Consider the following 26,930-nt stretch of genomic DNA (forward strand, 5'->3'; position numbering starts at 1 on the left):
TTTTCGCCCGCGGCGGCTTCAAGGCTTGTCCTGCGTCTTAATCAGACTTTCGATGCCCTGGCGTTCCTCGGTCTTATAGCCGGTTTGGCTGCGCGAGTCAGCGCTGCCCCCAGATGTTTGATTGGCCTGCGTCTGGTGGGCCGGAACCGGCGTCGGCTGCGGCCTCGGCTGGGCGTCCTTTGCAGGCTGCCGTCTGGGGTCCAGCTGACGCAGCACCAAGTCCATGGCCCAGTTATAGCCGGCCACGGCCAAGGGCCGGGTCCGCGCTTCCAGCAGCCATGCCGGCTGGGTCGGTGCCGGGATCAGCCGGTCGACGATCCACCAGGCCACCACCACGATCAGAGCGCCGCGCGCCAACCCGAAGAGAAACCCCAGCGAACGGTCCACGGCGGAGGCGGCTGAGGCACGAACCTGCTCGGAAATCCAATGGGTCGCGATCGAGCACAGGATCAGGGTCGGCAAAAACAAAGCCGCTCCCGCGGCTATATCGGCGAAAATCCTGGACTCGATATAGGAGCGTGCAATATCGCGGGCAACCGGGAAGAGGAAATATGTCGCAGCCAGCGCGGCAACCCAGCCGGCAATCGACAGCACTTCCTTCACAAAGCCGCGGAACAGCGCCAATAGCGCCGACAGCAGCAGAACGACGATGACGATCAGGTCAACGATATTGATCGGCAGCGACAAGGGCTATTCCTCCCCCGCCCAACTCGCGCGCTCGCGCCCGGCAGCAGCCCGCTTGGCCGCAGCCCGGGCGGCGGGGAAGAGTTCGACCAGTTCGTTCAGCCGCATCAATTCGCTCGTTCCAATGCCCTTGACCTTGTTCTTGGCGCCGGCCGGCATCACCGCATGCTCAAAACCCAGCTTGGCGGCTTCTTTCAGCCGCGATTCCGCCTGGCTGACGGGCCTGACCTCGCCGGCCAGGCTGACCTCGCCGAAGAACACCGTCCGCTCCGGTGCCGGGCTGTCGGCAAGCGAGGAGAGCAGGGCGGCGGCCACGGCCAGATCGGCAGCCGGCTCGACGACTCTCAGGCCGCCGGCGACGTTGAGATAGACGTCGCACCCGGAGTAACGCAAGCCACATCTTGCATCCAGCACGGCCAGGACCATCGCCAGGCGGCCGGAATCCCATCCGACCACTGTGCGGCGCGGCGTGGCCAGCGGCGAGGGCGCGACCAAAGCCTGGATTTCCACCAATAACGGCCTCGTGCCCTCCATGCCCGCAAAGATGGCGGAGCCGGCCACCGGCTCGCCTTTGCCGGCTTCCGAACGGCCGAGGAAGAGGGCGGAGGGATTCGGTACTTCCGCCAGACCGCCATCGGTCATGCTGAACACGCCGATCTCGTCGGTGGCGCCGAAGCGGTTCTTCACCGCGCGCAGGATGCGGAACTGATGGCCGCGCTCGCCCTCGAAATACAGCACCGTGTCGACCATGTGCTCGACCACGCGGGGGCCGGCGATCTGGCCGTCCTTGGTGACATGGCCGACCAGGAAGACGGCGGCGTTGGACTGCTTGGCGACGCGGATCAGCTCATGGGCGCAGGCGCGCACCTGGTTCACCGTTCCCGGCGCGCTTTCGATATTGTCGGCAAAGATCGTCTGGATGGAATCGATCACGATGACAGCCGGCGCGCCTTTGCCTTGCGCCATCGCCGCATCGATGCCGGCCAGGATGTCGCGCAGGCTGTTGGCTGAGGCCAGCATCACCGGCGCGTCAGCCAGGCCCAGGCGCTGCGCCCGCAGGCCGATCTGCGCGACGGCTTCTTCGCCAGAGACATACAGCGCCGTGGCGCCGCGCCGCGCAAGTTGCGCTACGGCCTGCAGAAGGATGGTGGATTTGCCGATGCCGGGATCGCCGCCGATCAGGATGGCCGAGCCGGGCACCAGGCCGCCGCCCAGCACGCGGTCGAGTTCGGCGATGCCGGTGACGGTGCGGACGACCTTGTCGGGCTGTCCGCTGAGGGAAGCGAAATTGATCGCCTTGCCCTTGCCGATCGACAGGCCCTTGGGCACTGCGATCTTGGGAGCTTCCTCAACGATGGTATTCCATTCGCCGCAGGCATCGCATCGGCCTTGCCATTTGCGGTAGGCGGCACCGCAGGATTGGCAGACGAAGGACTCCGACGCTTTGGCCATCAGGGTTTGAGGACTTCCATCTTGATCGGGCCTTCGGCGCGACCGTGAATGAACTGATCGACATATTCGTTGCCGGAATTGTCGATCTGCTCCACTGGGCCGTGCCAGATGATCTTACCCTTGTAGATCATCGCGACATAGTCGGCGATCTTGCGGGCGCTGGCCATGTCATGGGTGATGCTCAGCGCCGTCGCGCCCAGCTTCCGCACGCAGGACAGGATCAGGTCGTTGATAACATCGGCCATGATCGGATCGAGGCCGGTGGTCGGCTCGTCGAAGAAGATGATCTCCGGCTCGGCGGCGATGGCGCGCGCCAGGGCGACGCGCTTCTGCATGCCGCCCGACAGTTCCGCCGGAGACAGCTCGCCCACCTCAGGCCCGAGGCCAACCTGCGCCAGTTTCTCAAGCGCGATCCGCTTGGCCTCCTTGCGGTCCATCCTGCGGCCCTGGATCAGGCCGAAGGCGACGTTTTCCCAGACCGTGAGGCTGTCGAAGAGGGCAGAGCCCTGGAATAGCATGCCGAATTTGCGCAGGCTCTTCTCGCGTTCGGCGGAGTTGAACTTCAGCGAATCCTGGCCGTCGATCAGAATCTGGCCCTGCTCGGGGCGGATCAGGCCGAGGATGCATTTCAGCATCACCGACTTGCCCGAGCCCGAGCCGCCGATCACCACCAGCGACTTGCCGGCCGGTACTTCCAGATTGACGCCGTCGAGTACGACCTTGCGACCGAACCGCTTGCTGACATTCTTGAGGGCGATCTTGGGCTGCATCGCTCAGCGCCCTGCGAAGAAGATTTCGGTGACGAAGTAGTTCGCCACCAGGATCAGGATGGAGGACGACACCACGGCATCCGTGGTCGCGCGGCCGACGCCTTGCGCACCGCCTTTGGAGTTGAAGCCGTGATAGCAGCCCATCAGCGCGATGATGAAGCCGAACACGGCAGCCTTCGCCAAGCCCGAAACCACGTCCAGGGTTTCCAGGAAGTCGACCGTGTTCTTCAGATACGTACCAGCATTGAAGCCCAGCTTATGGATGCTGACCAGGTAGCCGCCCATCACGCCGATGATATCGGCCACCAGGATCAGGATCGGCAGGGTGATCACGCCGGCGATCATGCGCGGCACCACCAGATACTTGAACGGATTGGTCGACAGCGTGGTCAGCGCGTCGATCTGCTCGGTCACCCGCATGGTGCCGATCTCGGCGGCCATGGCGGAAGCGACGCGGCCGGCCACCATCAGGCCGCCCAGCACCGGGCCGAGCTCGCGGGTGATGCCCAGCACCACGATCCAGGCCACGGCGTTCTCGGCATTGAAGCGCGAGGAGCCGAGATAGATCTGCAGCGCCAGCACCATGCCGGTGAACAGTGCGGTCAGGCCGACCACCGGCAGAGAGAAATAGCCGATGGTCATCATCTGCTTGCCGGTGAGGCGGAAATAGAACGGCGGCGCGAAGACATGTCGCACCGAATGGAAGGTGAAGATCGCGACGCGGCCGATGGCGGCGCAGAAGTTCAGGAAGACGCGGCCGATGATGGCAAGCGGATTGATCATGCGGCGCCGCCCTTGTAGACGCGGCGATAGCGGCGGCCGAGCTGCGTCAGGAATTCATAGGCAATGGTGCCGGCCTTGGCAGCCTGCACGTCAATGTCGATCCCGCCGCCAAGCAGGGTGACGCTCATTCCGGGCTGGCAGTCCTCTGCCGGCAGGGCGGAAACATCCAGGGTGATCAGATCCATCGAGACCCGCCCCGCAATTGGTACTTGCACATCACCCTGACGACCTTTGATGACCGCGCGGCCGTCGTGACCGGACAACGCACGGGAGAAACCATCGGCATAACCGACCGCCACAGTGGCGATTCGGCTCGGTTTTTCAACGATATAGCCGGCACCGTAGCCAACGCTGCCCCCCCTGTCAACGGAACGGACCTGGAGGATTTTGCCTTGTAATTGAACCACTTCCGCCATCCTGCCGGCCTCGTGCAGAGGCCCGGCCTCGGGCGGGAAGGGATTTGATCCGTAGAGCGCGATGCCCGGGCGCAGTATGTCGTGATGGTAGGCGGCGCCGAGGAAGACGCCGGCCGAATTGGCGAAGCTTCCCTTCAGTCTGGGGAAGCGTGCGCGCCAGGCTGCGAAGCGCTGACGCTGCGTCTCGTTCAGCGGATGATCGGGCTCATCGGCGCAGGCGAGGTGGGTCATCACGAATTCTAGCGCGATGCCCTCGAAGGCTGTCGGATCGGCCAGTAGGGCGTCGGCCTCCTGCGCAGTCAGGCCAAGGCGGTTCATGCCGGTATCGATATGCAGGGCCGCGGGAAGAGGGCGTCCAAGGCGGCGCGCCGTCTCGCGCCAGGCTGCGATCTGGCCGGGCGTCGACAGCGCAGGCACCAGGCCGGCCTCGGCCAGCGCAACTTCCGCACCGGCGGCAGGTCCATGCAGGATGTGGATGGTTGCCCCAGGCAGCACCTCGCGCAGCGCCAGCGCCTCGGTTGAATGCGCGACGAAGAAGCGGCGACAGCCCGCCCGCCACAAAGCCGGGCCAACTTGCGCGGTCCCCAGGCCATAGGCATCGGCCTTCACTACGGCCGCGCATTCCGCCTGCGGGGCAAGGCCGCCCAGCTTGCGCCAGTTGGCAACCAGCGCATCAAGATCAATGGTCAGAATCGCCTGGTCGCCGAAGGTGAGCATGACGGGTGTTTAGCCCAGCCGCGCTCAAAGAAACAGGCTTAAAAGCATCGAAGGTGACGAAGGGCACGCCATGTTGCAGGCCTGCATGCCCTGCCTTTGGACTTGCTCCGGCGGATCAGGCAGGCCAGACTGGCGGCACTGGGGGATGAGCCACGCAGAGGGCCACGGTCTTACAATCAAAACGTACAATCGAGATTAGTGGTTCGCTCAGGAAATTCATGTCGGCGCCATCCCCAGCCTCCGGTCCCGCGAAGGGCCTGTTCTCCAATCCCTATCTGCTGCTGGTTCTGACCATGGCGATGTGGGGCGGCCATTCGGTGGTCAGCCGCCTGGCAGTGGGCGAGATTTCTCCCGCCTCGCTGACCTTCCTGCGCTGGGTGGTGGTGGCGAGCCTGATGATCGGCGTTGCCGGCCGCGGCCTGCGCGAGCATTGGCCGGTGCTGAAGCCGCGCCTGGGCTATCTCGCCGCTATGGGATCGCTGGGCTACACGGCCTACAACATCCTGCTCTACTGGTCGGCGCATTACACGACCGCGATCAACATCAACATCATCAACGGCGCCATGCCGGCGCTGATCTTCCTCGGCGCGCTGCTGGTCTTCGGCCAGCCTGTGCGGCCGCTGCAATGGGTCGGCACGATCGTGTCGATGGCGGGGGTGACGCTGACGGCGGCGAAGGGCGATCTTTCCACCTTGCTGGAACTGACGATCAATCGCGGCGACATTCTGATCCTGGTCGCCACGGCTTTGTATGCCGGCTATTCGGTGCTGCTGAGAAATCGCCCGATGGTCCCCAGCCTGGTGTTTTTCGCCGCCATGGCGCCGGCGGCGGCCTTGTCGTCGATCCTTTTGCTTGGCGTCGAGATCGCGGCGGGAGAATTCTTCTGGCCGACCTGGAAGGGCTGGGTCGCGTTGATTTACGTCGCGATCTTCCCCTCGCTGCTGTCGCAGATCTTTTTCATCCGCGCCGTCGAACTGATCGGCGCGGGCAGGGCGGGCCTGTTTACCAATCTGATGCCGCTCTTCGGCGCCAGCTTCGCCATGCTCATTCTTGGCGAAGCCTTGGCCTGGTATCATGTGGTTGCCTTGGCGCTGGTGCTCGGCGGCATCCTGCTTGCCGAGTGGAACCAGCGCCGCGGCTGAACGTCAACCGATCCGGAAGAAAGCGATCAGGTCGCTCAATTCCTTGGCCTGACTGGCCAGCGACTGCGCCGAGGCAGAGGTCTGCTCAACCAGGGCGCCGTTGCGCTGGGTCATCTCGTCCATCGAACCGACAGCCGTATTGACCTGCTCCAGTCCGGTCGCCTGCTCGCTGCTGGCGGACGCGATCTCGGCCACGATATCCGAGACCTTCTTGATGGCGACCACGATCTCCTGCAGGGAATTGCCGGTCTGGTTCACCAGGGCGGCGCCGGTTTTTACCTGCTGGTTCGATTCCGCGATCAGCGTCTTGATCTCCTTCGACGCATCGGCCGAGCGTTGCGCCAAAGCGCGCACTTCCTGAGCGACGACGGCAAAGCCCTTGCCGGCTTCGCCAGCCCGTGCCGCTTCGACGCTGGCATTCAGCGCCAGCAGATTGGTCTGGAAGGCGATCTCGTCGATCAGCAGGACGATGTCGCTGATCTTCTGCGCGCTCTCCTCGATGCGGCTCACCGCCGCGACGGCTTCGGACACCACGCTGCCACCCTTTTCGGCGGTGTTGCGTGCGGCCATGGCAAGCTGGTTGGCGGCCTGCGCATTATCGGCATTCTGCTTCACCGTCGCGGTGATCTCATGCATGGAAGCTGCCGTTTCCTCGATGCTGGCCGCCTGGCTTTCCGTGCGGCTGGCCAGATCCTGGCTACCGGTGGAAATCTCGGCCGAGGCTTCGTTCACCGCGGCGGCGCTTTGCGTAATGCCGCGCATGGTGTTGGCCAGCTTCTCGTTGGTGCTGTTGACGTTGTCCTTGAGCTGCGCGAACACGCCCTGATAATGACCGGTGACGCGCCGCGACAGGTCGCCGCCAGCCATCGCCGCCAGCACGCGGCTGACTTCATCGATGGCGGCCGCAACGCTGCCGACCAGGTTGTTGATGCCGTCGCCCAACTTGTGCATCACGCCATTCAGCTTGTGGGTATCGATGCGCTGGGTGAGGTTGCCTGCAACGGCGGCGCTGACCACCATGCCGACCGAACGGTCAAGTTCGGCCTCCTGCGCTTCGCGGTCGCGTTCGCGCTGCTGGCGCTCGGCCTCCACCTGCTGGCGCAGGCGTTCGTTCTCCAGGCCATTCTCCTTGAACACCTGGACGGCCTTGGCCATCTGGCCGATCTCGTCGGCGCGATCCAGACCGTCCACGGTGACGTTGTAATTGCCCTGCGACAGGGTGCTCATCGTCTCGGTCAGGCCCATAATGGGCTTGCGGATCGAGCGGCCGATCAGGAAGGCGAAGAAAAGGGCGACGCCCAGGGCAATTGGCGCCATCGTGGCGATGGTCGCCAGGGTCGTGACCAGATTGGAATGCATGCTTTCCTGTTCGGATTCCGCTTCCAGACGGCGCGATTCCGCCAGGCTGACGGCATGCTCCAGAGCACCATCGGCGTTCTTCGCCATCCTGGCCATCATCTCTGTGCCGATCTTGCCGATGCTGGCCATCACCTGGCTGAGGCCGGCGCTATAGGCCTTGGTCGCGGCGGTCAGCTTCTCGCCAGTCTCCTGCTGTGGGCCGCCCTTCAGGCGGGCGGCAAGCTGTTCCGACTGCGCGCCGATATCCTGCGAAAGGTGCTGCACGCGTGCCAGCAGTTCCGGCTTGGGGCGGTAGAGATACTGATAGGCCGCCGAGCCGATCGCATTCATTGTATCCGAGACGCGCATGGCCAGATAGGCCGTCTGATAGTCGCCGGCGGCAGCGGAGTCCTGAATCAGCTGCGGCAGTACCATGTTGATGAAGCCGCTATTGGGCACGACCTCCTTGGTGAAAACGCCGATATAGCCCGCCTTGATCGCGACAGTTTCCTCGACTGCCGCGCCGAATGCCTGAACCATCTGTGCCATCTCGCCCAGCAAACGTTTTTCGTTCGCATCGGCATCGGCCTCCGCTTCCGCGAGAGTCTGGGGGATCGACTTGACCAGTTTGCGCGCGGCTTCGAGGCTGGCCGGCGTGTCCATGTTCAAAAACAGCAGCACGTTGCGCGCAAGATCGATGACGTCGCGCTCGGCGCGCGTCACGGCGCTGGTCGCCTTGGCGGTCTCGCTGTATTCGGAGAAAAGCCCGCGGGCATTGTTGGCGCCAAGAATTCCCGCTCCTGCGATGACGAGAAGAAGGAAGATGACGGCGCCGAATCCCACATTGATACGGCCGCCTATGCTCAGGCGGGAGAGGACGTTGTCAGTCATGGTGTTCCCGGGCGTTAGTTATTAGCCGCACAAGACGGCACGGGCAGCCTAGCACTTCGCCGGATGGCGAAGAACGGGAACGGGTAGGGGTATTACCGGAATTTAACCCAGGGTTACATCCAAAAAGAGCATCACCACGAAGCCGCCGAACAGCGCGGAGGTTGCACCGCGCTCGGTGCCCTTGCGGTGGGTTTCCGGGATCACTTCGGATGAGATGATGAACAGCATCGCGCCGGCGGCGAAGGCCAGCGCCCAGGGCAGCAGCGAGCCGGAAATGGCGATGGCGCCCGCGCCGAACAGGCCGCCCAAAGGCTCCAGTGCACCGCTTATCGCGGCGACGCCGAAAGCGGTACTACGGCGATAGCCTTCGCCGCGCAATGCGACGGCCACGGCTAGCCCTTCAGGCATGTTCTGCAAGCCGATGCCAAGGGTTACGCCTAGCCCGTTGGCAAGGTCACCGCTGCCTGCCGCAATGCCGACGGCCAGTCCTTCCGGAAAATTGTGCAGAGCGATGGCGATGACGAACAGCCAGACGCGGGCCAGCCGCGAGTGATCGGTATTCTCCCGGCCCTTGGGGCCGAAATGCTCATGCGGCGCCAGCCCATGGGCGACATGCATCGCCAGCGCGCCGAACAGCAGCGCCACGATCACTGCGCTTGCGGCATAGCCGCGGCTGCCGAATCCCACTTCCGCCCGGTCCAGCGCCGGCAGCAGCAGCGAGAAGAAGGTCGCGGCCAGCATCACGCCGGCGGCGAAAGCCAGCATGATGTTCTGCGTGGTCGGCTTCAGATCGCGCACTACGAAGACCGGAGTGGCGCCCAGGGATGTCAGCACGAAACCGGCGACCACGCTGGAAGCCACACCGAAGGCAAAAGGGTACTGGCTGGCGAGGGAGGCGAGGAGGTCCATGCCGCAGATGTAGCATGGACCCGGCCGGCTTAGACAGGGGCAATCAGGCGAGGGGCTAAAACCGGACAGCGCCGGCCGGTCAGGCCGGCGCGCCCTTCTTCATGGCGATGGCAAGCCGGTTCCACGCGTTCATGGTGGCAATTGCGATGGTCAGCTCCACGATCATGCGGTCGTCGAACAGGCCTTTCAGCGGTTCGAAAACCGCGTCCGGCACACGCTGGTGTTCCAGCCTCGTGACCGCTTCCGCATAGGCCAGCGCGGCGCGTTCCTTCTCGTCGAACAACGGCGATTCCCACCAGATGGCGACATGGTGCAGCTTGCGGTCGCTGGCGCCGTGTTCCTTGGCCTCGCGGCTATGCTGGTCGACGCAATAGGCGCAGCCGTTGATCTGCGATATCCGCACCCAAAGGATATCCAGCAACGGGCGCGGGACGGTAGCAGCCATATGGGCATGGCCGGCGAACAGGCCTTTGATGCCTTCGGGGCTGAGAGCACGATAATCGAGGCGCTGGGTCATGGCTTGTCTCCAATCGTTTCTTGGCTTTGACGCCAGCCCAGACGGCCGGAGCAGCCGCTTTGTGACATCGGATGCGCGCGCAAAAAAAAGCGGAGCCCCGGAAGGGGGCTCCGCCTCGTTCATTCGTGAGCGGCTAGCGGTTAGTGGTGGCGCAGGCCGTGGTGCCCTTTGTGATGTCCGAACCTCGCGCCACCCGGGCCCTTGGCGAACAGGACATCGGCGGTGGCTTTCTGCTCGGCGCTCAGCGACTGGTAGAAGGGACGGAAGGCCGCCAGATAGCGCTCCTGCGCCGCCATGGCTTCCTTCATCATCGCCTGCCGCCGTTCCAGACGGTCCAGGGCAGTTAGCGCAGCCGGGGCCGTGGCGTTGGCCTGCTGACGGCGGGCCTCGAACTTCTCGGCCATCGCCTTGGCGCTGGCGCGCATTTCATCGGCCAGCTTGTCGAACAGCGGCTGCTGTTCCGGCGTCAGCTTCAGCTCGGCGCGCAGGAAGGCAAGGCGGCCTTCGATGAAGCGGCCGGGCTTTGCCTGCTCGGCGTCACGCTTATGGATCGTCGCATGATGCGTCGGCGCGCCTGCGCCGGGTGCGGGTTGGGCCAGCGCCAGCGGGGCGGTGCCCATGGTCGCGATGAGCAGGGCGGCAGCGATTGCGGGACGGCGGAAAGCGGACATGGAACGGACTCCTTCGCTTGTTGGACGAAGCAGCGGTTTGGCGCCGCTTCATCCATACATACGGGGCTGCCCGAAAATTCCTGCGCGAAATTTGAGATGCGATAAGTGAGGCGCGATTTCCAGCCGGCATAAGGCCGGAAAACCGCTGACGCTTAATATGCCTCAGGCAGGTGGTCCGGCGCGATATAATCGCTGAAGCGGGTGAATTCGCTCTCGAACTGCAGCACCACCTTGCCGATGGGGCCGTGACGCTGCTTGCCGATGATGACCTCCGCCAGATTGGCGATGCGGGCCATCTTATCCTGCCAGGCGACATGCTCCGGCGTATCCAGGGTCGGCTCCTTGCGCGCCTCGTAATATTCCTCGCGGAACACGAACATCACGACGTCGGCGTCCTGCTCGATAGCGCCGGATTCGCGCAGGTCCGACAATTGCGGGCGCTTGTCGTCGCGGCTTTCCACGGCGCGCGAGAGCTGGGAGAGGGCGATCACCGGCACGTTGAGATCCTTGGCCAGCGCCTTCAGCGCCTGGGTGACCTCCGAGATTTCCTGCACGCGGTTGTCGTTGCGCCGCGAATTGGCGCCGCGCACGAGCTGCAGGTAGTCGACGATGATCAGGCCGATATTATGCGTACGCTTCAGTCGCCGCGCACGGCTGCGCAGCAGGGCGATCGAGATCGCGCCCGTATCGTCGATGAAGAACGGAATCTGCTGCAGCATCTTCGACACCGGCACGATCTGCCGGGTGAATTCCTCATCGGTGATGTCGCCGCGGCGGAGCCTTTCCGACTGGATGCGGGTCTGCTCCGAAAGAATACGGGTGGCGAGCTGCTCAGCCGACATTTCGAGGCTGAAGAAGGCGACCGGCGCGCCGATCTCGCCGTTGCTCTCGAAATAGGCCTTGGCTGCGTTGAACCCCATATTGGTGACCAGCGCCGTCTTACCCATCGAGGGACGGCCGGCCAGGATGATCAGGTCGGAGGGATGCAGGCCGCCCAGCTTGGCGTCCAGATCCTTCAGGCCAGTGGTCACGCCGCTCAGGCCGCCTTTCTTCCAGGCGGCATCGATCATCGCAATCGACTGAGTGATGGATTCCTTGAACGAGACGAAGCCGCCCTCCGAGCTGCCCTCGTCGGCCAGCTTGAACAGGCGCTGCTCGGCTTCCTCGATCTGCTCGGAAGCAGGCTCCTCGATCTTCGGATCGTAGGCGCGGTTGACCATGTCCTCGCCGATGCTGATCAGCTCGCGGCGCAGCGCCAGGTCGTGGATCACCCGGGCGTAATCCTCGGCATTGATCACGGTGGTCGCGGCGGCGGCGAGGCGGGCGAGATAGGCCGTACCGCCGGCCTTGGCGATCACCTCGTCGCGCTCGAAATAGGCTTTCAGGGTCACCGGATTGGCGATCTCGCCGCGCTCGATCAGCGTCAGCGCCGCCTGATAGATGCGCCGGTGCGCCTCGTGGAAGAAGTGCTCCGGCTGCAGGAAGCCGGACACCTTCATCGCCGCGTCGTTGTTGACCAGGATGGCGCCAAGCAGTTCCTGCTCGGCATCCAGGTTGTGGGGCTGGACGCGGAAGGTCGGCTCGCCCGGTGTGAGGGGGGCGGTGGACTGCTCGTTGGTGCCGGAGGGAGGAAAACTGGTGACCAGAGCCATTTTCAGATTTCTTCTCGGCTAAAATTCTTCCGCTCGATGACCGCCGGATGACAGTTTGACGACAACGCCAAGCAGCGAGGCGGCATTAACGGCAAAGCCGCGAGCAAGTTCCAGTTCTGATTTAGGTTGACACCGTATTATCCACCATATTCTGCCAGTGGATAAGTCTTATCGGTAAGTCAGGATGTTAGCTGCTAAAATCCACAGGCGTCTCGGCGGCTGTGCAGACAAAAAGGGCCGGCGTTTCCGCCGGCCCGATTCGCTAGCCTAACGCGTAGGCGTTTGAAGATCAGGCCTTCTCGGCCTCGGTCTCGGTTTCGCCTTCGGCCTCGGCTTCGACGGTGACGCCTTCGTCCAGCAGGCTCTCGGCCGCCACCTGCTTCTCGGCCTCGGCCTCGGAGCGGGCAACGTTGACCTTCACCTCGACGCTGACTTCCGGATGCAGCACGACGGTCACGCTGCTGACGCCCACCGTCTTGATCGGCGTGGTCAGGCTGACTTGGCCGCGGCTGATGGTGAAGCCGGCTTCGGTGACCGCTTCCGCGATGTCGCGGGCGCTGACCGAACCATAGAGCTGGCCGCTGTCGCCGGCCTGGCGCAGCAGGGTCACGCTCAGGCCCTGCATCTTGGCAGCGACCTTCTCGGCCTCCGCCTTCTTCGCCAGGTTCTGCGCCTCGAGCTGGGCGCGCTGCTTCTCGAAGATCGCCTTGTTGGCCTCGGTGGCCCGCAGCGCCTTCTTGCGCGGCAGCAGGAAGTTACGGGCGTAGCCGTCCTTCACCTTCACCACTTCGCCCATCTGGCCGAGCTTCTCGACACGTTCGAGCAAAATCACTTCCATGTTTAAGTCTCCCGGCTGGTTCCGGCCCCGGCGAGGCGCCGGCGGAAACCCGCCCATTCTTCGATCAAACCCAGGATGGCCACTAGGATCAGCAGAATGCCGCCCAGCGCGCCAGCCACCACCAAGACCGCGTAGAAGGCGGTCAATACCAGTTCGGGAATAGCGGTCCGCGCCGCCACTCCATGCACCACCGCCAACCCCTGCAGCAGATAGGGGAAAGCGAGAATGACCGCCGCGGTCGTGCCGACGAAACCAAGTTCGTCCGGCAGGATCGCCGCCGCCACCGCCGCCACGGCCAAAGCCGCGGCCAGCAGTCTCGGCAAGGCCAGCGTGCGATAACGCGGGCTGGGCCGGCGGTTCTGCTTCACCATCTTCGCCAGCCCTTGGGCCAGCGTGCCGTTGATCACCATCATCACCAGCCAGCCGAAGCCGAGTGCCGAAGGCATGATTTTCGCCAGCCCTTCGGCGGCGGCACTCATATCCATCGGCTTGTCGTCCTGCGGCATGCCGTCAGCAAAAAGACCGAGCACCTGCTCGATCTTCGGCTGCAGCAGGCCGGGCAGGCCGCCTTCGTGGCCCGACGTCAGCAGCAGCGCCAGGACGAAAACGCCCAGCGCCCAGCCAACCAGAACCACAACCAGCCGGCCGGCCGGATACCATTCCAGGCCGTCGACGATGTCGGCATTGCCCGAGGCTTCCGCCGCGGGGCGGGCCAGCAACGCCTGACGCACCAGCAATGCGGCCGGAGCCGCGAAGATGATGAGATAGGCGCCGGCGGCCTGCAGCTCGTTCAGCCCGCTGATCAGCGTGCCGACCACGCCAGCCAAAGCCGCGGCGGGAAAGCCGTGAGTCAGGCCGGCGAAGAACAGCGGCAACGGCGCCAGATAGCTGAGCACGAAGCCGAGCGGACCGCTGGCTGCGGTCAGCACAAGCATCGCGCTCGCCAGGCCGGCGAGGCTGCCGATGAACAAGCTGCGGGTCATGCGTGCGGTTCCATCAAGCAGCCCTTCGTCTCAACGAGGGAAGGACAGCTCTGGGCCTTACTTGATGACGAACGGCAGCAGGGCCAGGTTGCGCGCGCGCTTGATGGCCTGGGCCAGTTCACGCTGCTTCTTGGCCGACACTGCGGTGATGCGCGACGGCACGATCTTGCCGCGCTCGGAAATGAAGCGCGACAGCAGCTTCACATCCTTGTAGTCGATCTTCGGCGCATTCGCGCCCGAGAACGGGCAGGTCTTGCGACGGCGGAAGAACGGACGGCGGGCCGCACCGGCACGGGCGGCAGGCTTGGTTCCAGTGCTCGACATTATTCAGCCTCCGGAGCAGCAGCGGTTTCCTCACGATCGAAGCGCGGACGGCGCTCGCCGCCGAAGCCGCCACGGCCGCCGCCGAAGCCGCGGTCGCCGAAGCCACGATCGGCCCGGTCGCCGCGCTCGCCGCGATCCTTGTTGAGCAGCATGGCCGACTGGCCTTCTTCCAGCTTCTCAACGCGGACCGTGAGGTAGCGCAGGATGTCTTCGTGGATGCGCATGTTGCGCTCCAGCTCGGCGATGGCTGCGCCCGACGCCGAGATGTTCATGAGCACGTAGTGCCCCTTCTTGTTCTTCTTGATACGGTAGCTGAGATTGCGCAGGCCCCACTGCTCGGTCTTGGTGACCTCGCCGCCCTGGGACTTGATGATTTCAGCAAATTGCGCGGCCAGGGCCTCGACCTGCGTGGGCGAGATGTCCTGACGCGCGATGAATACGTTCTCGTAGAACGCCATCGCAAGCTCTCCTTCTGGCTGTTAGCGGCCCGGCGGCGATACCCCATGCATCGACGGATCGGGCCTAGCCGGACCCCGTCGGAGTCCAGCAAGGAGCTATGTGAGGGCGCGGACTATAGCGATTTTCCGCAGGGGCGCAAGCAGGGTGCCGGCGGCCCCCGGTCCGGCACCCGGCCATCATGGAGGAGCTGGACGCCAGGATATTAGAGGTGCTTAACCCCGGCTACCCTGGGGAGGGCATGGCTCATACAGGTTTCCGGTATTGATCGGTCGGCCTAAATATTCTATATTTGTTCTCATTTTCCGGGTTCTGATGCTCGGATCTCTTGAACGCCCGTATGGCAAGGGAGGCATGGCGCCGCATGGGGCTTTTGCAGCGCCGGGACATCGGATGGGGAGCAATGGATGCTGACTGACTCGGACGGTTCTGGATGGGGCTGGAATGGTGCCGGACGGTTTCAAATGGTCTCAAGCGGTGCCAAACGGGCTCAAACGAACCTGAACGGTATAAAAAGGTCGATTTGATAGCAGTGATATCAGTGCAATCATTGCACCGCCAAGGCAGGGCATTATGGCCAGCGTTATCATCCACAATATCGATAAGGATCTGAAAAATCGCCTCCGCCGGCGGCTTACCGCCACCACCGTCGATGGAGGAAGAGCGTCGGGAAATCCTGCGCTGCGTCCTGTTCCAGGAGTCAAAAAATGGGCCTGGACATGATCAATCGCGTGCAGGAAAGGAGCCTGCAGTGACCACAGGCTATCTTGCCGCAGAGGGTTTTGAGGCGCAGCTGCGCGAGGAACTGCGCGGCCATATCCTGTCCGAACATGGCCGGCTGATTCTGGCGGATGAAGAAAGACCGGCCGCCTGGGCCGCAAATATCTGGGTCGATGTCCGAGAGGTCGGCATTGAATCCATTGGCGACGCGGCCGCCAAGTTGAAGGCGATTCAGCGCAACTGGGCCGCCTATGCGCCGCTGCATCACCGCCGCGCCAAGCTGATCGATGAGAAGCTGCCGCATGTCTCGGCCAAGCCGCTTAACTTCGGCGCGCCGCTGCCGACCGCACCGCTCGGCTCTTTCACCCTGCTGGCGCCGGATCGCATGCTTTATGCGGCGCGCTGCTCAAGCCCGGTGCCGCATGGCGAATTCGTTTTCAACGAGGATAAAAGCGGCCCGCCTAATCGCGCCTATCTGAAACTCTGGGAAGCGCTGACCCGCTTTGGCGCGATGCCGAAGGCCGGCGATATCTGCCTTGATCTTGGCGCTTCGCCTGGCGGCTGGACCTGGGTGCTGGGCAAACTCGGCGCCCAAGTGACCGCCATCGACAAGGCGCCGCTTGCGCGCCATGTCGCTGCGATGCCGAATGTGCGCTGGCAGCAGGGCAGCGCCTTCGCGTTGGAGCCGCGCGATTTCGAGCGCGTCGACTGGCTCTGTTCGGATGTGATCTGCTATCCGTCGCGGCTGCTGAAACTGGTCGAGCGCTGGCTTGCCTCAGGCAAGCTGCGCCACGCCATCTGCACGCTGAAGTTCCAGGGCGAAACCGATCACGAGACCGCGCGCGCCTTCGCCGCGATCCCAGGCAGCCGGCTCATGCATCTGCATCACAACAAGCACGAGCTGACCTGGCTGTGGCAGCAGCCTTCTTAATTCTTCAGCGCCGCGCTCAGTGCTTGCGCGGCTGCTGCGTGATGACGCCATACCAGCCAAGGCCGTCATAGGTCTCGTAGCCGATGGTCTTGGCGAAGGCGATCAACTCGCCGCTGGGCGTGTAGTAATAGCCGCGCGGCTTGTCGCCGGTCTCCAGCGCAAAGGGCTGATACAGGCCCTGACCGTCGGAAGAGGCGATGACGCGCCGCTTGGAGTCGAGCAGCAGCACGCGCGAACGCTGCCATTCCTCCTGGCTCAAGGAGGGCTCGTCGCAGACGATGCTCTTGCCCTGCTTGTCCCAGTCGAAGATCACGCCCAGTACGCCGATGGGCGTGCCGTTGATATGGCCCTGTTCGCGCACCGCGGCGGCGTAGATCGCCACCGCCTTGTTGTCGTGGCTGGCGCTCTGGGTGATGTCGTCGACCACATAATCGTCGCCGCTGCGCGTCTGCATGGCAGCCTGGAACCATCGCGTCTGCGCAACGCTGGCCCTCGCGGCGCGGGGAAACTGCCTTGGATTCGACGTGGCGACGACCTGCCCACGGGCATTGGCCAGCACCAGGTTGAGATAGACGGTGTAGAAGCGGTTGATCACGCCAAGCCGCTCGGTGGCGCGGGCCAGCAGTTCTTCGGACGGGTTCTGCAAGGCCTGCCACATGGCGTCGTCGGTGGCCCACCACCGGCAGTCGCAGGTGCGCTCATACAGGTTACGCACAATGAGCTGCACCATGGTCTGCGCCATGTCGGAGAGGCGGGGGCCTTCCAGATCCTTCACGATCTGGACGACGATCTCTTCCGCCGCGCGCTTGGATTCCGAGATGCGCTTGAGCACCACGTCGCGGAAGCGCTTTGAATTCTCGGAGGCCTGGTTGGCCAGGTTCTTCACCTCCTGGGCCACCACCGCGAAGCTGCGGCCGACCTCGCCGGCCCGGGCGGCCTCGATGGAGGCATTCAGGGACAGCAGGGTGGTTTGAAAGGCGATATCCTCATTGTTGGCACCGAATTCCTGAACGTCCCGCTCGATGCCGTCGATCAGCTGATGGATCTGCAGATGATGCGTCTGAGAGCTCATTTTCCGGAAAGCCTGTATGGTGACGAGACGGGGCTGGCGAATGCAGGATGTATGCCGATCAGGTTGTGACGTCCGTCGTGATTTCTATTCATTTCTCGGCACAAAGAAGGGCATCCGCGCCCTATATCGGAAGCAGGAGTTTATCGACTGATCATTATTCGTCCCACTGCACAATAAATGAGCCCAAAAATTAGGCGCAACGGAGAAGAGAGCCATGCAGACACGGCAGGAACGTGATGCTTTCGGTACCGTAGAGGTGCCCGCCGACCGCTACTGGGGGGCGCAAACCCAGCGGGCGCTTACACTTTTCCGGATCGGTACCGAGAAGCTGCCGCCGGCGCTCGTCCGTGCCATCGGGCTGCAGAAGCTGGCCGCCGCCCGCGCCAACGCCAGGCTGGGCGAACTGCCGGCGGAACTGGTCGACGCGATCCAGCAGGCGGCCCGCGAGGTCTCGGAAGGCCGCTTCGATGATCATTTCCCGCTGCCGGTCTGGCAGATCGGCTCGGGCACCGCGACCAACATGAATGCCAATGAGGTGATCGCCAATCGCGCCAACGAATTGCTGGGCCAGCCGCTTGGGACCAAGAAGCCGGTGCACCCCAACGACCACGTCAACCGCGGCCAGTCCTCCAACGACACATTCCCGACCGTGATGCATATCGTCACGGTGCTGGAGCTGAAGCAGCGGCTCATCCCCGCGCTGCAAAAGCTGCAGGCGCAGCTTGCGGCAAAGGCCGAGGCCTGGAGCGGCATCGTCAAGATTGCCCGCACCCATTTGCAGGATGCGACGCCGATGACCCTGGGGCAGGGTTTTGGCGCGATGGCGCGGCAGGTGGAACTGGCCATAATGCGTGTCGAGGACGCCTTGCCGCGGCTTTATCTGCTGGCCCAGGGCGGCACAGCGGTGGGAACGGGGCTGAATGCGAAAACCGGCTTCGATACAGCCTTCGCGGCCGAGCTGTCGGCGCTGACCGACCTGCCTTTTGTCGCCAATCCCAACAAGTTCGAAGGCATGGGCGCGCATGACGCGCTGATGGAGGCCAGCGGCGTGCTGAACACCATCGCCGTGTCGCTGGCCAAGATCGCCAATGATGTGCGCTTCCTCGGCTCCGGGCCGCGCGCGGGTCTCGCCGAACTGGTGCTGCCGCATGACGGCCTGACATCCTCGATCATGCCGGGCAAGCGCAATCCCACATTGGCGGAAGCGATGCTTCAGGTCTGTTATCAGGCGATGGGCAATCATGTTGCCGTTACCCATGCCGCGGCGGCGGGTCATTTCGAGCTGAACGTCGCCAAGCCGGTGATCGTGCACAACATCCTGCAGTCGATCCGCCTGCTGGCCGATGCGGCAACCGTCTTCGGCGAGGACATGATCGCCGGGATCGAGCCGAACAAGGCGACCCTGCAGCGCAACGTCGAGCATTCCATCATGCTGGCCACCGCGCTCAATCCGCATCTGGGCTATGACCGCGTGGCGCAGATCGTCAACAAGGCCTTCGCCGATGGCACCAGCCCGAAACAGGCGGCCGTGGAACTCGGCTTCCTGACGGCCGAGGATTACGACCGCCTGGCCGATCCCGCCACTATGCTGGGGCCGCGGCCGTGATCAAGGTGACCTGATCTTATCGCTGATCCAGTAGTGAACGTGTTAGGCTGACGGCTCGTCGTCGGCCCAGCCGGCGCAGGTGGAGGGGAAGCAATGATCCTGTATGCCGTTTCCGGCATCCTTCTTTTGACAGCCGGGACCATCGGCGGATTTTATGTCTACGACCGGTGGATTCAGCGCGATCACGCCGTGATGCGGAATTTCCCGATCTATGGGCGCTTCCGCTACATCATGGAGAATCTCGGCGAGTATTTCCGCCAGTACTGGTTCACCGCCGACTGGGAAGAGCGGCCCTTCAACCGCCTGACCCGCGCCTGGGTGTATCGCTCGGCCAAGGGCGTCTCCAACTATGTCGCCTTCGGCTCGGAAGTGAATGCGCAGGAGACCGGCCATGTCTATTTCCTGCATTCGCCCTTTCCGGTGAATGACGAGGAAGCCGAGCCCTATACTGGAAAATGGATCGGCAAGGGCATCGTCAGCCGGCCCTACAAGCCGACCAGCTTCTTCCACATCTCCGGCATGAGTTACGGCGCCTTGTCCTCGGCAGCGATTACTGCGCTGTCGCATGGCGCTGCGATGGCGGGTATCTGGCTCGATACGGGCGAGGGCGGCCTGTCGCCCTATCACCTGTCTGGCAACTGCGACATCGTCTTCCAGATTGGCACGGCGAAATACGGCGTGCGCGACCGCGACGGCAATCTCGATGAGGCGCGGCTGAAGGAGATCGCCGAACTGCCGCAGGTCAAGATGATCTGCATCAAGCTCAGCCAGGGCGCCAAGCCCGGCCGCGGCGGCATTCTGCCGGCAGCCAAGGTCACCGAGGAGATCGCCGAGATCAGGCGTATCGATCCGGGCAAGCCCTCGATCTCGCCAAGCCGCCACCGCGAGGTGACCGACATTCCCTCTCTGGTCGCGCTGATCAACCGCGTGCGGCGCATTGCCGATAAGCCGGTCGGCATCAAGATGGCGCTGGGCGACGATCACTTCATCGACGATCTGTTCCGGTATCTGCAGCCGCGCCGCGAGGAAGCGCCGGATTTCATCCAGTTGGACGGCGCGGAAGGCGGCACCGGCGCGGCGCCAGCCCCACTGGCCGATTATGTCGGCCGCTCCATCGTGCAGGCCCTGCCTATCGTTGCCGAGAAATGCCGCTACTACGGCCTGCGTGACCGCATCCGGTTGATTGCGTCCGGCAAGCTGGTGACCCCGGACAAGGTCGCCTGGGCGATCTGCATGGGCGCGGATTACGTGGTGTCCGCGCGCGGCTTCATGTTTTCGCTGGGCTGCATCCAGGCGATGAAATGCAACACCGGCCGTTGCCCGACAGGTGTTACGTCGAACGAGCCGCGCTACATGCGGGGCCTGGACCCGGCACGAAAGGCAGTACGGGTCGCCAATTACGCCAATGCAGTCCGCCATGACGTGGAAGCCATTGCCCATGCCTGCGGCTGCAAATCGGTGCGCGATCTGAAAGCCCATCATGTGCGGGTGCATGGCGGCACGCCGCAGCTTTAGCGGCAGGGCCTTAAGCTCTCCTGAGGTTCGGATTCAATGGCGCGAAGCAGTCCGGACTGTCGAGCTTGACGCTGTTGACGGCAGTCGTGACGCGATAGCGCGCCATTTTCTCATCCGGATAGGGACGCAGCAGGGCGATAAGATCGTTGGCCGGTGTCTCCGGATTGAGCCAGGCGGCAAAGGCCTCGGGCGGAAGAATGACGGGCATGCGGTCGTGCAACAGCCGCAGATAGTCATTCGCCGATGTGGTCAGGATGGTGAAGCATTCCGCGTTGCCGAAGGCCGCTTCGCTTTGCCACAGCCCGGCGAATGCAAACAGTCCGCCGCCCTTCAGGCCAATGCGCCAGGGCTGCTTGGCTTTGTGGCCCTCGATTGCCTGCCATTCGTAGAAACTGTCGGCCGGAACCAGGCAGCGGCGCTGGCGGAAGGCCTCGGCGAAGGTGGGCTTCGTGGTGACCGTTTCGCTGCGCGCATTGATCAGCGGCGCGTTGTTCGGCCCGGCAAATCCCCAGCGCAGCATGACGAGCGCACGATGGCCGCCTGCATCCTGACGGATGACGGCGCTTTGCTGCGTGGGCGCGATGTTCCAGCGCGGCGGGAGATTGGATTGCTGCTGCCCGTAAAGCTCGAAGAATTGCGCCAGATTATCCAGCGGCTGGGTCAGACTGTAGCGGCCACACATGGCCCCGCTATAGCCGATTGCGACGGCCCTGGCTATTCCTGCACTAGTCCAGGTGCGGCTTGCTTTCGGGACGGGCCTTCAGTTCTGCGCCCTCGCGGGCCAAAATCTTGGCGACGCGTTCCGGCGCAAAGCCCAGATCGACCAGGGCAGGGCCGGCATTCGCCACTTCCCGGTATTCGGCAATCAGCCCGTCCCGCAGGGTGTAGATCGCAACGCCCTCGAACATCACGCGCTTGCCCTTGGCTTCCGGCAGCAGCGAGCGGTAGCTGAATGTGTAACGGGCATAGAGGATGCGCCCGTCGCTGACCGGATCGTGCAGATGCCAGCGGAAATCCTCCGCCGTGCGGTAGAACCAGTCATTCACCAGTTCGGCGATCTTAGCGCGGCCTTCGAAGGCTCCGTAGAAGACATCGTGGTAGACGGCGTCTTCGGTGAAGAGTTGCGCAAAGGCTTCGCCGTCGCGGTTTTCTACGGCGCTGGCGAAAGCGCGCAGCATGGCGTCGATAGTCAAAAGGCTCCTCCCGTTTTTGCCGATGCTAGCGCGGGAGGAGCCTTGGGTAAATCTCGGCGGATAGCCAGCTAGAGATTAGCTGCCGCTGCCGGGCTTGTAATTGGGGAAGAAAAGCTGCTCGCCGTTGATCTTGTAGGCGGCGATGGCGTCCTGGCCCTCCTTGGAGGTGATCCAGTCAATGAAGGCCCGGCCTTCCGCGACCTTCACATGCGGATGCTTCTGCGGATTGACCAGCATGACGCCATACTGATTGAACAGCCGCTGATCGCCTTCGACCAGGATGGTGAGTTCGCCGCGATTCTTGAAGTTCAGCCAAGTGCCGCGATCGGTGAGGGCATAGGCGTTCATGCCGCTGGCGGTATTCAGCGTCGGTCCCATGCCCGATCCGGTTTCGCGATACCAGCCCGCGCCAGCCGTCTTCACGTCGACGCCGGCGGCCTTCCACAGCCGCAGCTCGGCCGCATGCGTGCCGGAATTATCGCCGCGCGAGGCGAAGGGGGCCTTGGCCGCCGCGATCTTCTTATAAGCGTCGACAACATCCTTGCTGCCGCCGATCTTGGCTGGATCGCCCTTCGGGCCGACGATGACGAAATCGTTGTACATCACCTGACGGTGTTCCACGCCATGGCCGGCTTCGACGAATTTCTTCTCGGCGGCGGGATCGTGCACGAAAACCACGTCAGCATCGCCGTTCTCACCGGTCTTCAAGGCCTGGCCGGTGCCCTGCGCCACGACGCGGACCTCGACGCCGGTCTTTTGGGTGAACCGCGGCAGGATATGGCCGAACAGGCCCGATTGCTCGGTCGAGGTGGTGCTGGCGATCACGATGAATTTCTGCTGCGCAGAGGCCATTGTAGCCGACAGCACCAGCATCGCGGCGACAGCACCGCCAAGCAGGGATTTGTGATTGAGCATCATCGTCGGTTCTCCTGTGTCACCGGGTTCAAACTGTTACCAGGTCAAATCGCCATTGAGGAAAGCGCCGGCCTCGTCGCTGCGCGGCGCGGTGAAAAAGATGTCGGCCGGGGTCCGCTCGGTAATGCGGCCGCGATGCAGGAAGACGATATCGCTCGCCAGCCGCTTGGCCTGCCCCAGATCATGGGTGGTCATGACGATCTTGGTCCCGTCGCGGACGAAGCCTTTGATGATCTGCTCCACCTGACGGGTTGCCGCGGGATCGAGATTGGCAGTGGGCTCGTCGAGGAACAGGATCTGCGGATTAAGCGCCCAGGCCCGCGCCAGCGCCAGACGCTGCTGCTCGCCGCCCGACAGCACCCGGGCCGGGCGTTCCGCCAGCGCGGCAAGGCCCACGCGGTCCAGGGCCGCCTGCGCGCGCTCGGCCCGCGCATGCCTGTTCATGCCGCGCAGCTTCAGGGGAAAGATCACGTTATCCAGCACCGAACGGCGCAGCAGGACCGGCTTCTGAAACACCATCGCCTGGCCGAAGCGCAGAGTGTCGCGCTGCTGCGCGGCAGGGCCCAGCCATGCGACCCGGCCGCTGGAAGGCTGCAGCAAGCCATGGCACAGCCGCAGCAGCAGGCTCTTGCCGGCGCCGTTGGGGCCGAGGATGACGGTGGGCGGCCCGGCTTCAAGCCGGAGCGTTACGCCATCGATCAGGCGCTGGCCGCCAGCCTGGAAGGAAACTTCTTCCAGCAGCAGCGGCAGCAATGGCGCGGGAGCATGCATGGCTGTCACTCACGCGCCCTGCGTCTTCCGGGTGAAGCTGTTCAGCAGGCTGGCGCCGGTATTGATTGCGATGGCAATGGTCAGCAGCACGATGCCGAGCGCCATCGCCAGCGCGAGATCGCCGCGGCTTGTCTCCAGCGAGATCGCCGTCGTCATGGTGCGGGTGTAGCCCGCGATATTGCCGCCGACGATGATGATGGCGCCGACCTCGGCAATCGCGCGGCCGAAGCCGGCCAGCACTGCGGTGCTCAGGCTGAAGCGGCCATCCCACAGCAGGGTGGCGATGGCCCTCAGCGGCGTGAGGCCAAGAGAGCGCAACTGCTCTTCATATTCCGTCCACAGATCGGCGACGGTCTGGCGGGCCAGTGCGCCGACAATCGGCGTGATCAGCACCACCTGGGCAACAATCATGCCCATCGGCGTGAACAGCCAGCTCAGCGGGCCGAGCGGGCCGGAGCGCGACAGCAGCAGGTAGACAATCAAACCGACCACGACGGGCGGTAAGCCCATGCTGGCGTTGAGCAGCACGATGAAGGCATTGCGTCCGGGAAACCGCGCGAGCGCCAGAAAGGCCCCGAGCGGGAGGCCGATGGTGCTGCCGATCACGACCGCGGTAAGGCTGACACGCAGCGACAGGCCTATGATGCTGAGCAGCTCGGCATTGCCCTGCCACATCATCTGCAGCGCTAGTAAAAATGCATCGGAAATCGTCGTCACGCCTTCGGCTTACCTCAGAAGCGGGGCGTGTGGCAAAGGCTAAGTGATTATTTTCAAATGCAGTTTTTGCTACAAAAACTTTTGTTGCGAAAGTTGGTCAGTTCGTCAGGTCGGACTGCGCCATCGGTTGCCGCTTGCGCTGGTCGGCGGCAATCACCTGGCTCAAGGTGGTCTTCAGTTCTGCTTCATAGAACAGCTTGCCCAGGTTGGGCCACATACGCCACCGCTCGGCGATGCCGGCTTCGTCATAGCCGCTGGCAAAGACGAAGGGCACACCCAGTTCGTGCAGCAGATCAGCCACGGCAAAGCTGCGTTCGCCGCCGACATTCACGTCCAGTATGGCGACGTCGATTTCCTGATGCCGTTCGCGGATGAATTCGATGGCCGGCGCGATCCGCAGGAAAGGACCAAAGACCACGCAGCCGAAATCCTCCATCAGGCCTTCCAGCAGCATGGAGACCAGTGGCTCGTCCTCCAGGATCAGAACCCTGGTTCCCGCCAGCGAGAGATCGCTACCTTCCGTCATGCACTATGCCCCCACAGCGAGATCGAGAACCGGCAGACCAAGCCGCTCTCACCATACTCCATTGACAATTCGCCATTCAATTCGCCGGTAATGCTCCGCTCGATCAGCCGGGAGCCGAAGCCTTTGCGTTGCGGCGGCTGAGCGACGGGCGGGCCGTTTTCTTCCCGCCACTCGATATTGAGGCGGACGTTTCCGTCGCTGGGGAATTCGTCCTGCCATGTCACCTTGAGCCGTCCCTGTGCGGTGGACAGAGCGCCGTATTTCGCTGCGTTCACCGCCAGTTCGTGGAAGATCATGCCCAATGACAGGGCGGCGCGCGGCGGCAGGCGCACCGGCGGGCCGCGCAATTCGATGCGGCTTTCGCCGTAGGGCCGGACCTCTTCGCGCAATATCTCGCGCAGTTCGGCGCCCTGCCACTGGCCGCGGGTGAGGGCGTTATGGGTGCGCGACAGCGCCATCAGCCGCGCCTGGAAGGTTTCGGCGAACTGCTCCGGCGAAACGCCGCTGCGCAGGGTCTGGGTGACGATGGCCTGCACCGTCGCCAGAGTGTTCTTCACCCGGTGGTTCAGTTCATCCATCAGCAGGCGCTGCTGTTCCTGCGCCAGGATGCGGTCGGTGATATCCACGCCGGCGACAAAGATGCCCGAGACCGAGCCGTCCGATCCCGTGATCGGCTGATAGACCAGATCGAAATAGCGTTCCTCCGGCGGCTCGTCAGGCTTACGCTGCAGTGCGATCCGCATGCCCTGGCCGACGAAGGGCTGCCCGGTCGTCATCACCGTCTCAAGCAGGCTCACATGGCCCTGGTCGATGATCTCGGGCAGCGCCTCGCGGATCGGCAGGCCGATCACGTCGCGATAGCCGATCGCTTCCAGACAGGCGTTGTTGACCAGTTCGAAGACGAGATCCGGGCCGCTCAGCACGCACATGATGCCGGGCGCCTGCATGAACAGGCGCCGCAGATGGCTGTGTTCGGCCAGCAGGGTTTGGTTGACCGCCTGAACTGCTTCAGCGCGCAGCAGAAGATCGCCGCCCAGCATCAGCGGCTCGATGGACACCGGGCTGCCGAAAGTCGCGTCTTTCAGCCGCTGAAAGTCGGTCACATCCTGGATCTGCTGCAGGATGAAGGCGATTTCGCCCTGGCTGTTGCGGATCGGCGTATGAACGTAGCTCCAGTAGCGATGCTCGAAGCCGCCGCCGATTGCGGCGGGGCGAGGGCTTGCATGCGGCGGCAAGGTGATGACATCCACCACACCGTATTCGCGGGTGCGCATCAGCGATTCATACAAACGCTCGCGGCTTTCATCGTCGATCGGGAAGGCCGCCACGACGTTGAGGCCGATGAGGTCCTCACGGTTGCGCATCGACGCCTGCAGATAGGCACGGTTCATCTCGACGATCTCGAGATTGGCGTCCATCAGCAGATGCGGTGTCGGAAGGTGGTCGAACACGGCGCGGAAATCGATCGTCAACGCGCCGGCGGTATTCACCCCCGTTTTTATGTCATCGAAACGATCGGTGCTCATTCGCCTGCCGGCTGACTGCACTTATCCCCAATTACCCCATTCCATCAGGGAATGCAGATAGATAACCATTTTTTGGGGGTCTCAGCGAGGAGAAAAGCAACCTTCGGGTGCGGATTGTTAGCCGAAATTGGCTAACCAGGGAAAGATTTCAAGGAGATAGTAGCTGAATTGGCCCAGGCTGTTGGTGAAGATCAGGATGCCTGTAACCACCAGAAGCGCGCCGGCGACGATCTCCACCTTGTGCAGGTGGCGCCTGAATTTCTGCATGAAGGTCATGAACGGCTTCACCGCCAGGGCGGCCAGCAGGAAGGGGATGCCCAGGCCCAGCGCGTAAGTCGCAAGCAGCGACACGCCATAGCCGAGCTGATCGCGGCTGGCGGCCACGGTGAGGATGGTCGCGAGAATGGGGCCGACGCAAGGCGTCCAGCCGAAGGCGAAGGCAAGGCCGATCACATAGGCGCCGAGCACGTTGGTCGGACGTTCGGCAGTGTTGAAACGTGCCTCGCGATACAGCAATCCGATCTTCAGCAGGCCCATGTAATGCAGGCCGAAGATCACGATCACGGCACCGGCGATCTTGCCGATGACGTCGATATTCTGGACGATCAGCCTGTTCAGCGCCGAAGCCGACGCGCCCATGAGCACGAAGACGGTGGAAAAGCCGATCACAAAAGCGAGAGCGGAGATAAACACCCGGCGCATCATGGCCTTGTCGATCTGCTCTTTGCCGACCAGGCGGTCGAGCGTGGTCCCGGCCACGAAGCACAGATAAGCCGGCACCAGCGGCAGGACGCAGGGGCTCAGGAAGCTGATCACGCCGGCGCCGGCGGCGGCGGCGTAGGAAATATCAAGTCCACCCATTGGTCGGTTAATCTCCCGGCATCCTGTTCAGCCA

General features: G+C 63.5%; 27 protein-coding genes. 4 read left to right on the forward strand and 23 right to left on the reverse strand.

The features are described 5' to 3' along the window. Nucleotides 1-18 precede the first annotated feature (18 nt). The 5 genes from Q0603_RS01660 to alr are packed head-to-tail and all read right to left on the reverse strand — an operon-like array spanning nt 19 to nt 4,822. Nucleotides 19-687 carry a CvpA family protein gene (locus tag Q0603_RS01660; protein WP_298721076.1) on the reverse strand — a complete coding sequence of 223 codons (669 nt, stop codon included), beginning with the start codon at nt 685-687 and terminating at the stop codon, nt 19-21. Nucleotides 688-690: 3 nt separating this feature from the next. Then, nucleotides 691-2,136 (reverse strand): DNA repair protein RadA, encoded by a 1,446-nt coding sequence (gene radA, locus Q0603_RS01665; protein WP_298721079.1) that lies wholly within the window; start codon nt 2,134-2,136, stop codon nt 691-693. Continuing rightward, a complete protein-coding gene (locus tag Q0603_RS01670; protein WP_298721082.1) occupies nt 2,136-2,906 on the reverse strand; it encodes an ABC transporter ATP-binding protein in 771 nt (256 codons plus the stop codon). The genes radA and Q0603_RS01670 overlap by 1 nt, the downstream gene beginning before the upstream one ends. A gap of 3 nt (nt 2,907-2,909) precedes the next feature. Continuing rightward, nucleotides 2,910-3,689 carry an ABC transporter permease gene (locus Q0603_RS01675; RefSeq protein WP_366132433.1) on the reverse strand — a complete coding sequence of 260 codons (780 nt, stop codon included), beginning with the start codon at nt 3,687-3,689 and terminating at the stop codon, nt 2,910-2,912. Next, on the reverse strand, nt 3,686-4,822 hold the full coding sequence (gene alr, locus Q0603_RS01680) for an alanine racemase (protein WP_298721085.1): 1,137 nt from the start codon (nt 4,820-4,822) through the stop codon (nt 3,686-3,688). The genes Q0603_RS01675 and alr overlap by 4 nt, the downstream gene beginning before the upstream one ends. A gap of 218 nt (nt 4,823-5,040) precedes the next feature. Here alr and Q0603_RS01685 point away from each other — a divergent pair, with 218 nt between their 5' ends. Continuing rightward, on the forward strand, nt 5,041-5,964 hold the full coding sequence (locus Q0603_RS01685; protein ID WP_298721088.1) for a DMT family transporter: 924 nt from the start codon (nt 5,041-5,043) through the stop codon (nt 5,962-5,964). Between the two features lie 3 nt (nt 5,965-5,967). Here the strand turns inward: Q0603_RS01685 and Q0603_RS01690 are convergent, their stop codons facing one another. The 9 genes from Q0603_RS01690 to rpsF all read right to left on the reverse strand — a co-directional run bounded on the left by Q0603_RS01690 (nt 5,968) and on the right by rpsF (nt 14,545). Continuing rightward, complete coding sequence (locus Q0603_RS01690) at nt 5,968-8,193, reverse strand: methyl-accepting chemotaxis protein (RefSeq protein WP_298721090.1); 2,226 nt, start codon at nt 8,191-8,193, stop codon at nt 5,968-5,970. 102 nt (nt 8,194-8,295) lie between these two features. Beyond that, nucleotides 8,296-9,102: a ZIP family metal transporter gene (locus tag Q0603_RS01695; RefSeq protein WP_298721093.1), complete on the reverse strand. Its 807-nt coding sequence runs from the start codon at nt 9,100-9,102 to the stop codon at nt 8,296-8,298. A 79-nt stretch (nt 9,103-9,181) separates the two neighbouring features. Continuing rightward, nucleotides 9,182-9,619 (reverse strand): carboxymuconolactone decarboxylase family protein, encoded by a 438-nt coding sequence (locus tag Q0603_RS01700; RefSeq protein WP_298721098.1) that lies wholly within the window; start codon nt 9,617-9,619, stop codon nt 9,182-9,184. Nucleotides 9,620-9,759: 140 nt separating this feature from the next. Continuing rightward, nucleotides 9,760-10,290, reverse strand: a complete 531-nt coding sequence (locus tag Q0603_RS01705) for a Spy/CpxP family protein refolding chaperone (protein WP_298721101.1) — start codon at nt 10,288-10,290, stop codon at nt 9,760-9,762. A 152-nt stretch (nt 10,291-10,442) separates the two neighbouring features. After that, nucleotides 10,443-11,942, reverse strand: coding sequence for a replicative DNA helicase (locus Q0603_RS01710; protein WP_298721104.1), 1,500 nt, complete (start codon nt 11,940-11,942; stop codon nt 10,443-10,445). Nucleotides 11,943-12,231: 289 nt separating this feature from the next. Further along, nucleotides 12,232-12,780 (reverse strand): 50S ribosomal protein L9, encoded by a 549-nt coding sequence (rplI, locus tag Q0603_RS01715; RefSeq protein ID WP_366132434.1) that lies wholly within the window; start codon nt 12,778-12,780, stop codon nt 12,232-12,234. A gap of 2 nt (nt 12,781-12,782) precedes the next feature. Further along, a complete protein-coding gene (locus tag Q0603_RS01720) occupies nt 12,783-13,763 on the reverse strand; it encodes a DUF2232 domain-containing protein (RefSeq protein WP_298721106.1) in 981 nt (326 codons plus the stop codon). A 57-nt stretch (nt 13,764-13,820) separates the two neighbouring features. After that, the gene (rpsR, locus tag Q0603_RS01725; protein WP_298721109.1) at nt 13,821-14,087 is read right to left on the reverse strand and encodes a 30S ribosomal protein S18; all 267 of its coding nucleotides are present in this window, start codon (nt 14,085-14,087) and stop codon (nt 13,821-13,823) included. Beyond that, complete coding sequence (gene rpsF, locus Q0603_RS01730) at nt 14,087-14,545, reverse strand: 30S ribosomal protein S6 (RefSeq protein ID WP_298721112.1); 459 nt, start codon at nt 14,543-14,545, stop codon at nt 14,087-14,089. Before rpsF ends, rpsR begins: the two co-directional genes overlap by 1 nt. A 749-nt stretch (nt 14,546-15,294) precedes the next feature. On the opposite strand from rpsF, the gene Q0603_RS01735 reads away from it, so the two are divergent. After that, nucleotides 15,295-16,194, forward strand: a complete 900-nt coding sequence (locus tag Q0603_RS01735) for an SAM-dependent methyltransferase (protein ID WP_298721115.1) — start codon at nt 15,295-15,297, stop codon at nt 16,192-16,194. Between the two features lie 16 nt (nt 16,195-16,210). Here the strand turns inward: Q0603_RS01735 and Q0603_RS01740 are convergent, their stop codons facing one another. Then, on the reverse strand, nt 16,211-17,266 hold the full coding sequence (locus Q0603_RS01740) for a methyl-accepting chemotaxis protein (protein WP_298721117.1): 1,056 nt from the start codon (nt 17,264-17,266) through the stop codon (nt 16,211-16,213). A gap of 214 nt (nt 17,267-17,480) precedes the next feature. On the opposite strand from Q0603_RS01740, the gene Q0603_RS01745 reads away from it, so the two are divergent. Beyond that, nucleotides 17,481-18,872, forward strand: coding sequence for a class II fumarate hydratase (locus Q0603_RS01745; protein ID WP_298721119.1), 1,392 nt, complete (start codon nt 17,481-17,483; stop codon nt 18,870-18,872). A gap of 93 nt (nt 18,873-18,965) precedes the next feature. Continuing rightward, the gene (locus tag Q0603_RS01750; protein ID WP_298721122.1) at nt 18,966-20,387 is read left to right on the forward strand and encodes an FMN-binding glutamate synthase family protein; all 1,422 of its coding nucleotides are present in this window, start codon (nt 18,966-18,968) and stop codon (nt 20,385-20,387) included. 10 nt (nt 20,388-20,397) lie between these two features. Here Q0603_RS01750 and Q0603_RS01755 read toward each other — a convergent pair whose 3' ends face one another. From Q0603_RS01755 to Q0603_RS01790, 8 genes are all read right to left on the reverse strand, one after another. Beyond that, the gene (locus tag Q0603_RS01755) at nt 20,398-21,069 is read right to left on the reverse strand and encodes an SOS response-associated peptidase (protein WP_298721124.1); all 672 of its coding nucleotides are present in this window, start codon (nt 21,067-21,069) and stop codon (nt 20,398-20,400) included. Nucleotides 21,070-21,112: 43 nt separating this feature from the next. Next, a complete protein-coding gene (locus Q0603_RS01760; protein WP_298721129.1) occupies nt 21,113-21,580 on the reverse strand; it encodes a nuclear transport factor 2 family protein in 468 nt (155 codons plus the stop codon). 75 nt (nt 21,581-21,655) lie between these two features. Further along, a complete protein-coding gene (locus Q0603_RS01765; protein WP_298721447.1) occupies nt 21,656-22,495 on the reverse strand; it encodes an extracellular solute-binding protein in 840 nt (279 codons plus the stop codon). A 36-nt stretch (nt 22,496-22,531) separates the two neighbouring features. Next, complete coding sequence (locus tag Q0603_RS01770) at nt 22,532-23,266, reverse strand: ATP-binding cassette domain-containing protein (RefSeq protein WP_298721131.1); 735 nt, start codon at nt 23,264-23,266, stop codon at nt 22,532-22,534. Nucleotides 23,267-23,275: 9 nt separating this feature from the next. Continuing rightward, entirely contained in the window at nt 23,276-23,983 is a 708-nt protein-coding gene (locus Q0603_RS01775; RefSeq protein ID WP_298721133.1) for an ABC transporter permease, read from the reverse strand. A gap of 97 nt (nt 23,984-24,080) precedes the next feature. Continuing rightward, a complete protein-coding gene (locus Q0603_RS01780; protein ID WP_298721136.1) occupies nt 24,081-24,509 on the reverse strand; it encodes a response regulator in 429 nt (142 codons plus the stop codon). After that, nucleotides 24,506-26,035 carry an HWE histidine kinase domain-containing protein gene (locus tag Q0603_RS01785; protein ID WP_298721139.1) on the reverse strand — a complete coding sequence of 510 codons (1,530 nt, stop codon included), beginning with the start codon at nt 26,033-26,035 and terminating at the stop codon, nt 24,506-24,508. Before Q0603_RS01785 ends, Q0603_RS01780 begins: the two co-directional genes overlap by 4 nt. A 117-nt stretch (nt 26,036-26,152) precedes the next feature. After that, the gene (locus Q0603_RS01790; RefSeq protein WP_298721142.1) at nt 26,153-26,896 is read right to left on the reverse strand and encodes a cytochrome c biogenesis protein CcdA; all 744 of its coding nucleotides are present in this window, start codon (nt 26,894-26,896) and stop codon (nt 26,153-26,155) included. Nucleotides 26,897-26,930: the final 34 nt, after the last annotated feature.

This window comes from uncultured Ferrovibrio sp. (assembly GCF_937960835.1).
In the GTDB taxonomy this organism is placed as follows: Bacteria; Pseudomonadota; Alphaproteobacteria; order Ferrovibrionales; family Ferrovibrionaceae; genus Ferrovibrio.

Coding starts and splice junctions, on each gene's coding strand:
- radA (WP_298721079.1), bottom strand. CDS start 2,136: ATGGCCAAAGCGTCGGAGTCCTTCGTCTGCCAATCCTGCGGTGCCGCC.
- Q0603_RS01670 (WP_298721082.1), bottom strand. CDS start 2,906: ATGCAGCCCAAGATCGCCCTCAAGAATGTCAGCAAGCGGTTCGGTCGC.
- Q0603_RS01675 (WP_366132433.1), bottom strand. CDS start 3,689: ATGATCAATCCGCTTGCCATCATCGGCCGCGTCTTCCTGAACTTCTGC.
- alr (WP_298721085.1), bottom strand. CDS start 4,822: ATGCTCACCTTCGGCGACCAGGCGATTCTGACCATTGATCTTGATGCG.
- Q0603_RS01685 (WP_298721088.1), top strand. CDS start 5,041: ATGTCGGCGCCATCCCCAGCCTCCGGTCCCGCGAAGGGCCTGTTCTCC.
- Q0603_RS01690 (WP_298721090.1), bottom strand. CDS start 8,193: ATGACTGACAACGTCCTCTCCCGCCTGAGCATAGGCGGCCGTATCAAT.
- Q0603_RS01695 (WP_298721093.1), bottom strand. CDS start 9,102: ATGGACCTCCTCGCCTCCCTCGCCAGCCAGTACCCTTTTGCCTTCGGT.
- Q0603_RS01700 (WP_298721098.1), bottom strand. CDS start 9,619: ATGACCCAGCGCCTCGATTATCGTGCTCTCAGCCCCGAAGGCATCAAA.
- Q0603_RS01705 (WP_298721101.1), bottom strand. CDS start 10,290: ATGTCCGCTTTCCGCCGTCCCGCAATCGCTGCCGCCCTGCTCATCGCG.
- Q0603_RS01710 (WP_298721104.1), bottom strand. CDS start 11,942: ATGGCTCTGGTCACCAGTTTTCCTCCCTCCGGCACCAACGAGCAGTCC.
- rplI (WP_366132434.1), bottom strand. CDS start 12,780: ATGGAAGTGATTTTGCTCGAACGTGTCGAGAAGCTCGGCCAGATGGGC.
- Q0603_RS01720 (WP_298721106.1), bottom strand. CDS start 13,763: ATGACCCGCAGCTTGTTCATCGGCAGCCTCGCCGGCCTGGCGAGCGCG.
- rpsR (WP_298721109.1), bottom strand. CDS start 14,087: ATGTCGAGCACTGGAACCAAGCCTGCCGCCCGTGCCGGTGCGGCCCGC.
- rpsF (WP_298721112.1), bottom strand. CDS start 14,545: ATGGCGTTCTACGAGAACGTATTCATCGCGCGTCAGGACATCTCGCCC.
- Q0603_RS01740 (WP_298721117.1), bottom strand. CDS start 17,266: ATGAGCTCTCAGACGCATCATCTGCAGATCCATCAGCTGATCGACGGC.
- Q0603_RS01745 (WP_298721119.1), top strand. CDS start 17,481: ATGCAGACACGGCAGGAACGTGATGCTTTCGGTACCGTAGAGGTGCCC.
- Q0603_RS01750 (WP_298721122.1), top strand. CDS start 18,966: ATGATCCTGTATGCCGTTTCCGGCATCCTTCTTTTGACAGCCGGGACC.
- Q0603_RS01755 (WP_298721124.1), bottom strand. CDS start 21,069: ATGTGTGGCCGCTACAGTCTGACCCAGCCGCTGGATAATCTGGCGCAA.
- Q0603_RS01765 (WP_298721447.1), bottom strand. CDS start 22,495: ATGCTCAATCACAAATCCCTGCTTGGCGGTGCTGTCGCCGCGATGCTG.
- Q0603_RS01770 (WP_298721131.1), bottom strand. CDS start 23,266: ATGCATGCTCCCGCGCCATTGCTGCCGCTGCTGCTGGAAGAAGTTTCC.
- Q0603_RS01780 (WP_298721136.1), bottom strand. CDS start 24,509: ATGACGGAAGGTAGCGATCTCTCGCTGGCGGGAACCAGGGTTCTGATC.
- Q0603_RS01785 (WP_298721139.1), bottom strand. CDS start 26,035: ATGAGCACCGATCGTTTCGATGACATAAAAACGGGGGTGAATACCGCC.
- Q0603_RS01790 (WP_298721142.1), bottom strand. CDS start 26,896: ATGGGTGGACTTGATATTTCCTACGCCGCCGCCGCCGGCGCCGGCGTG.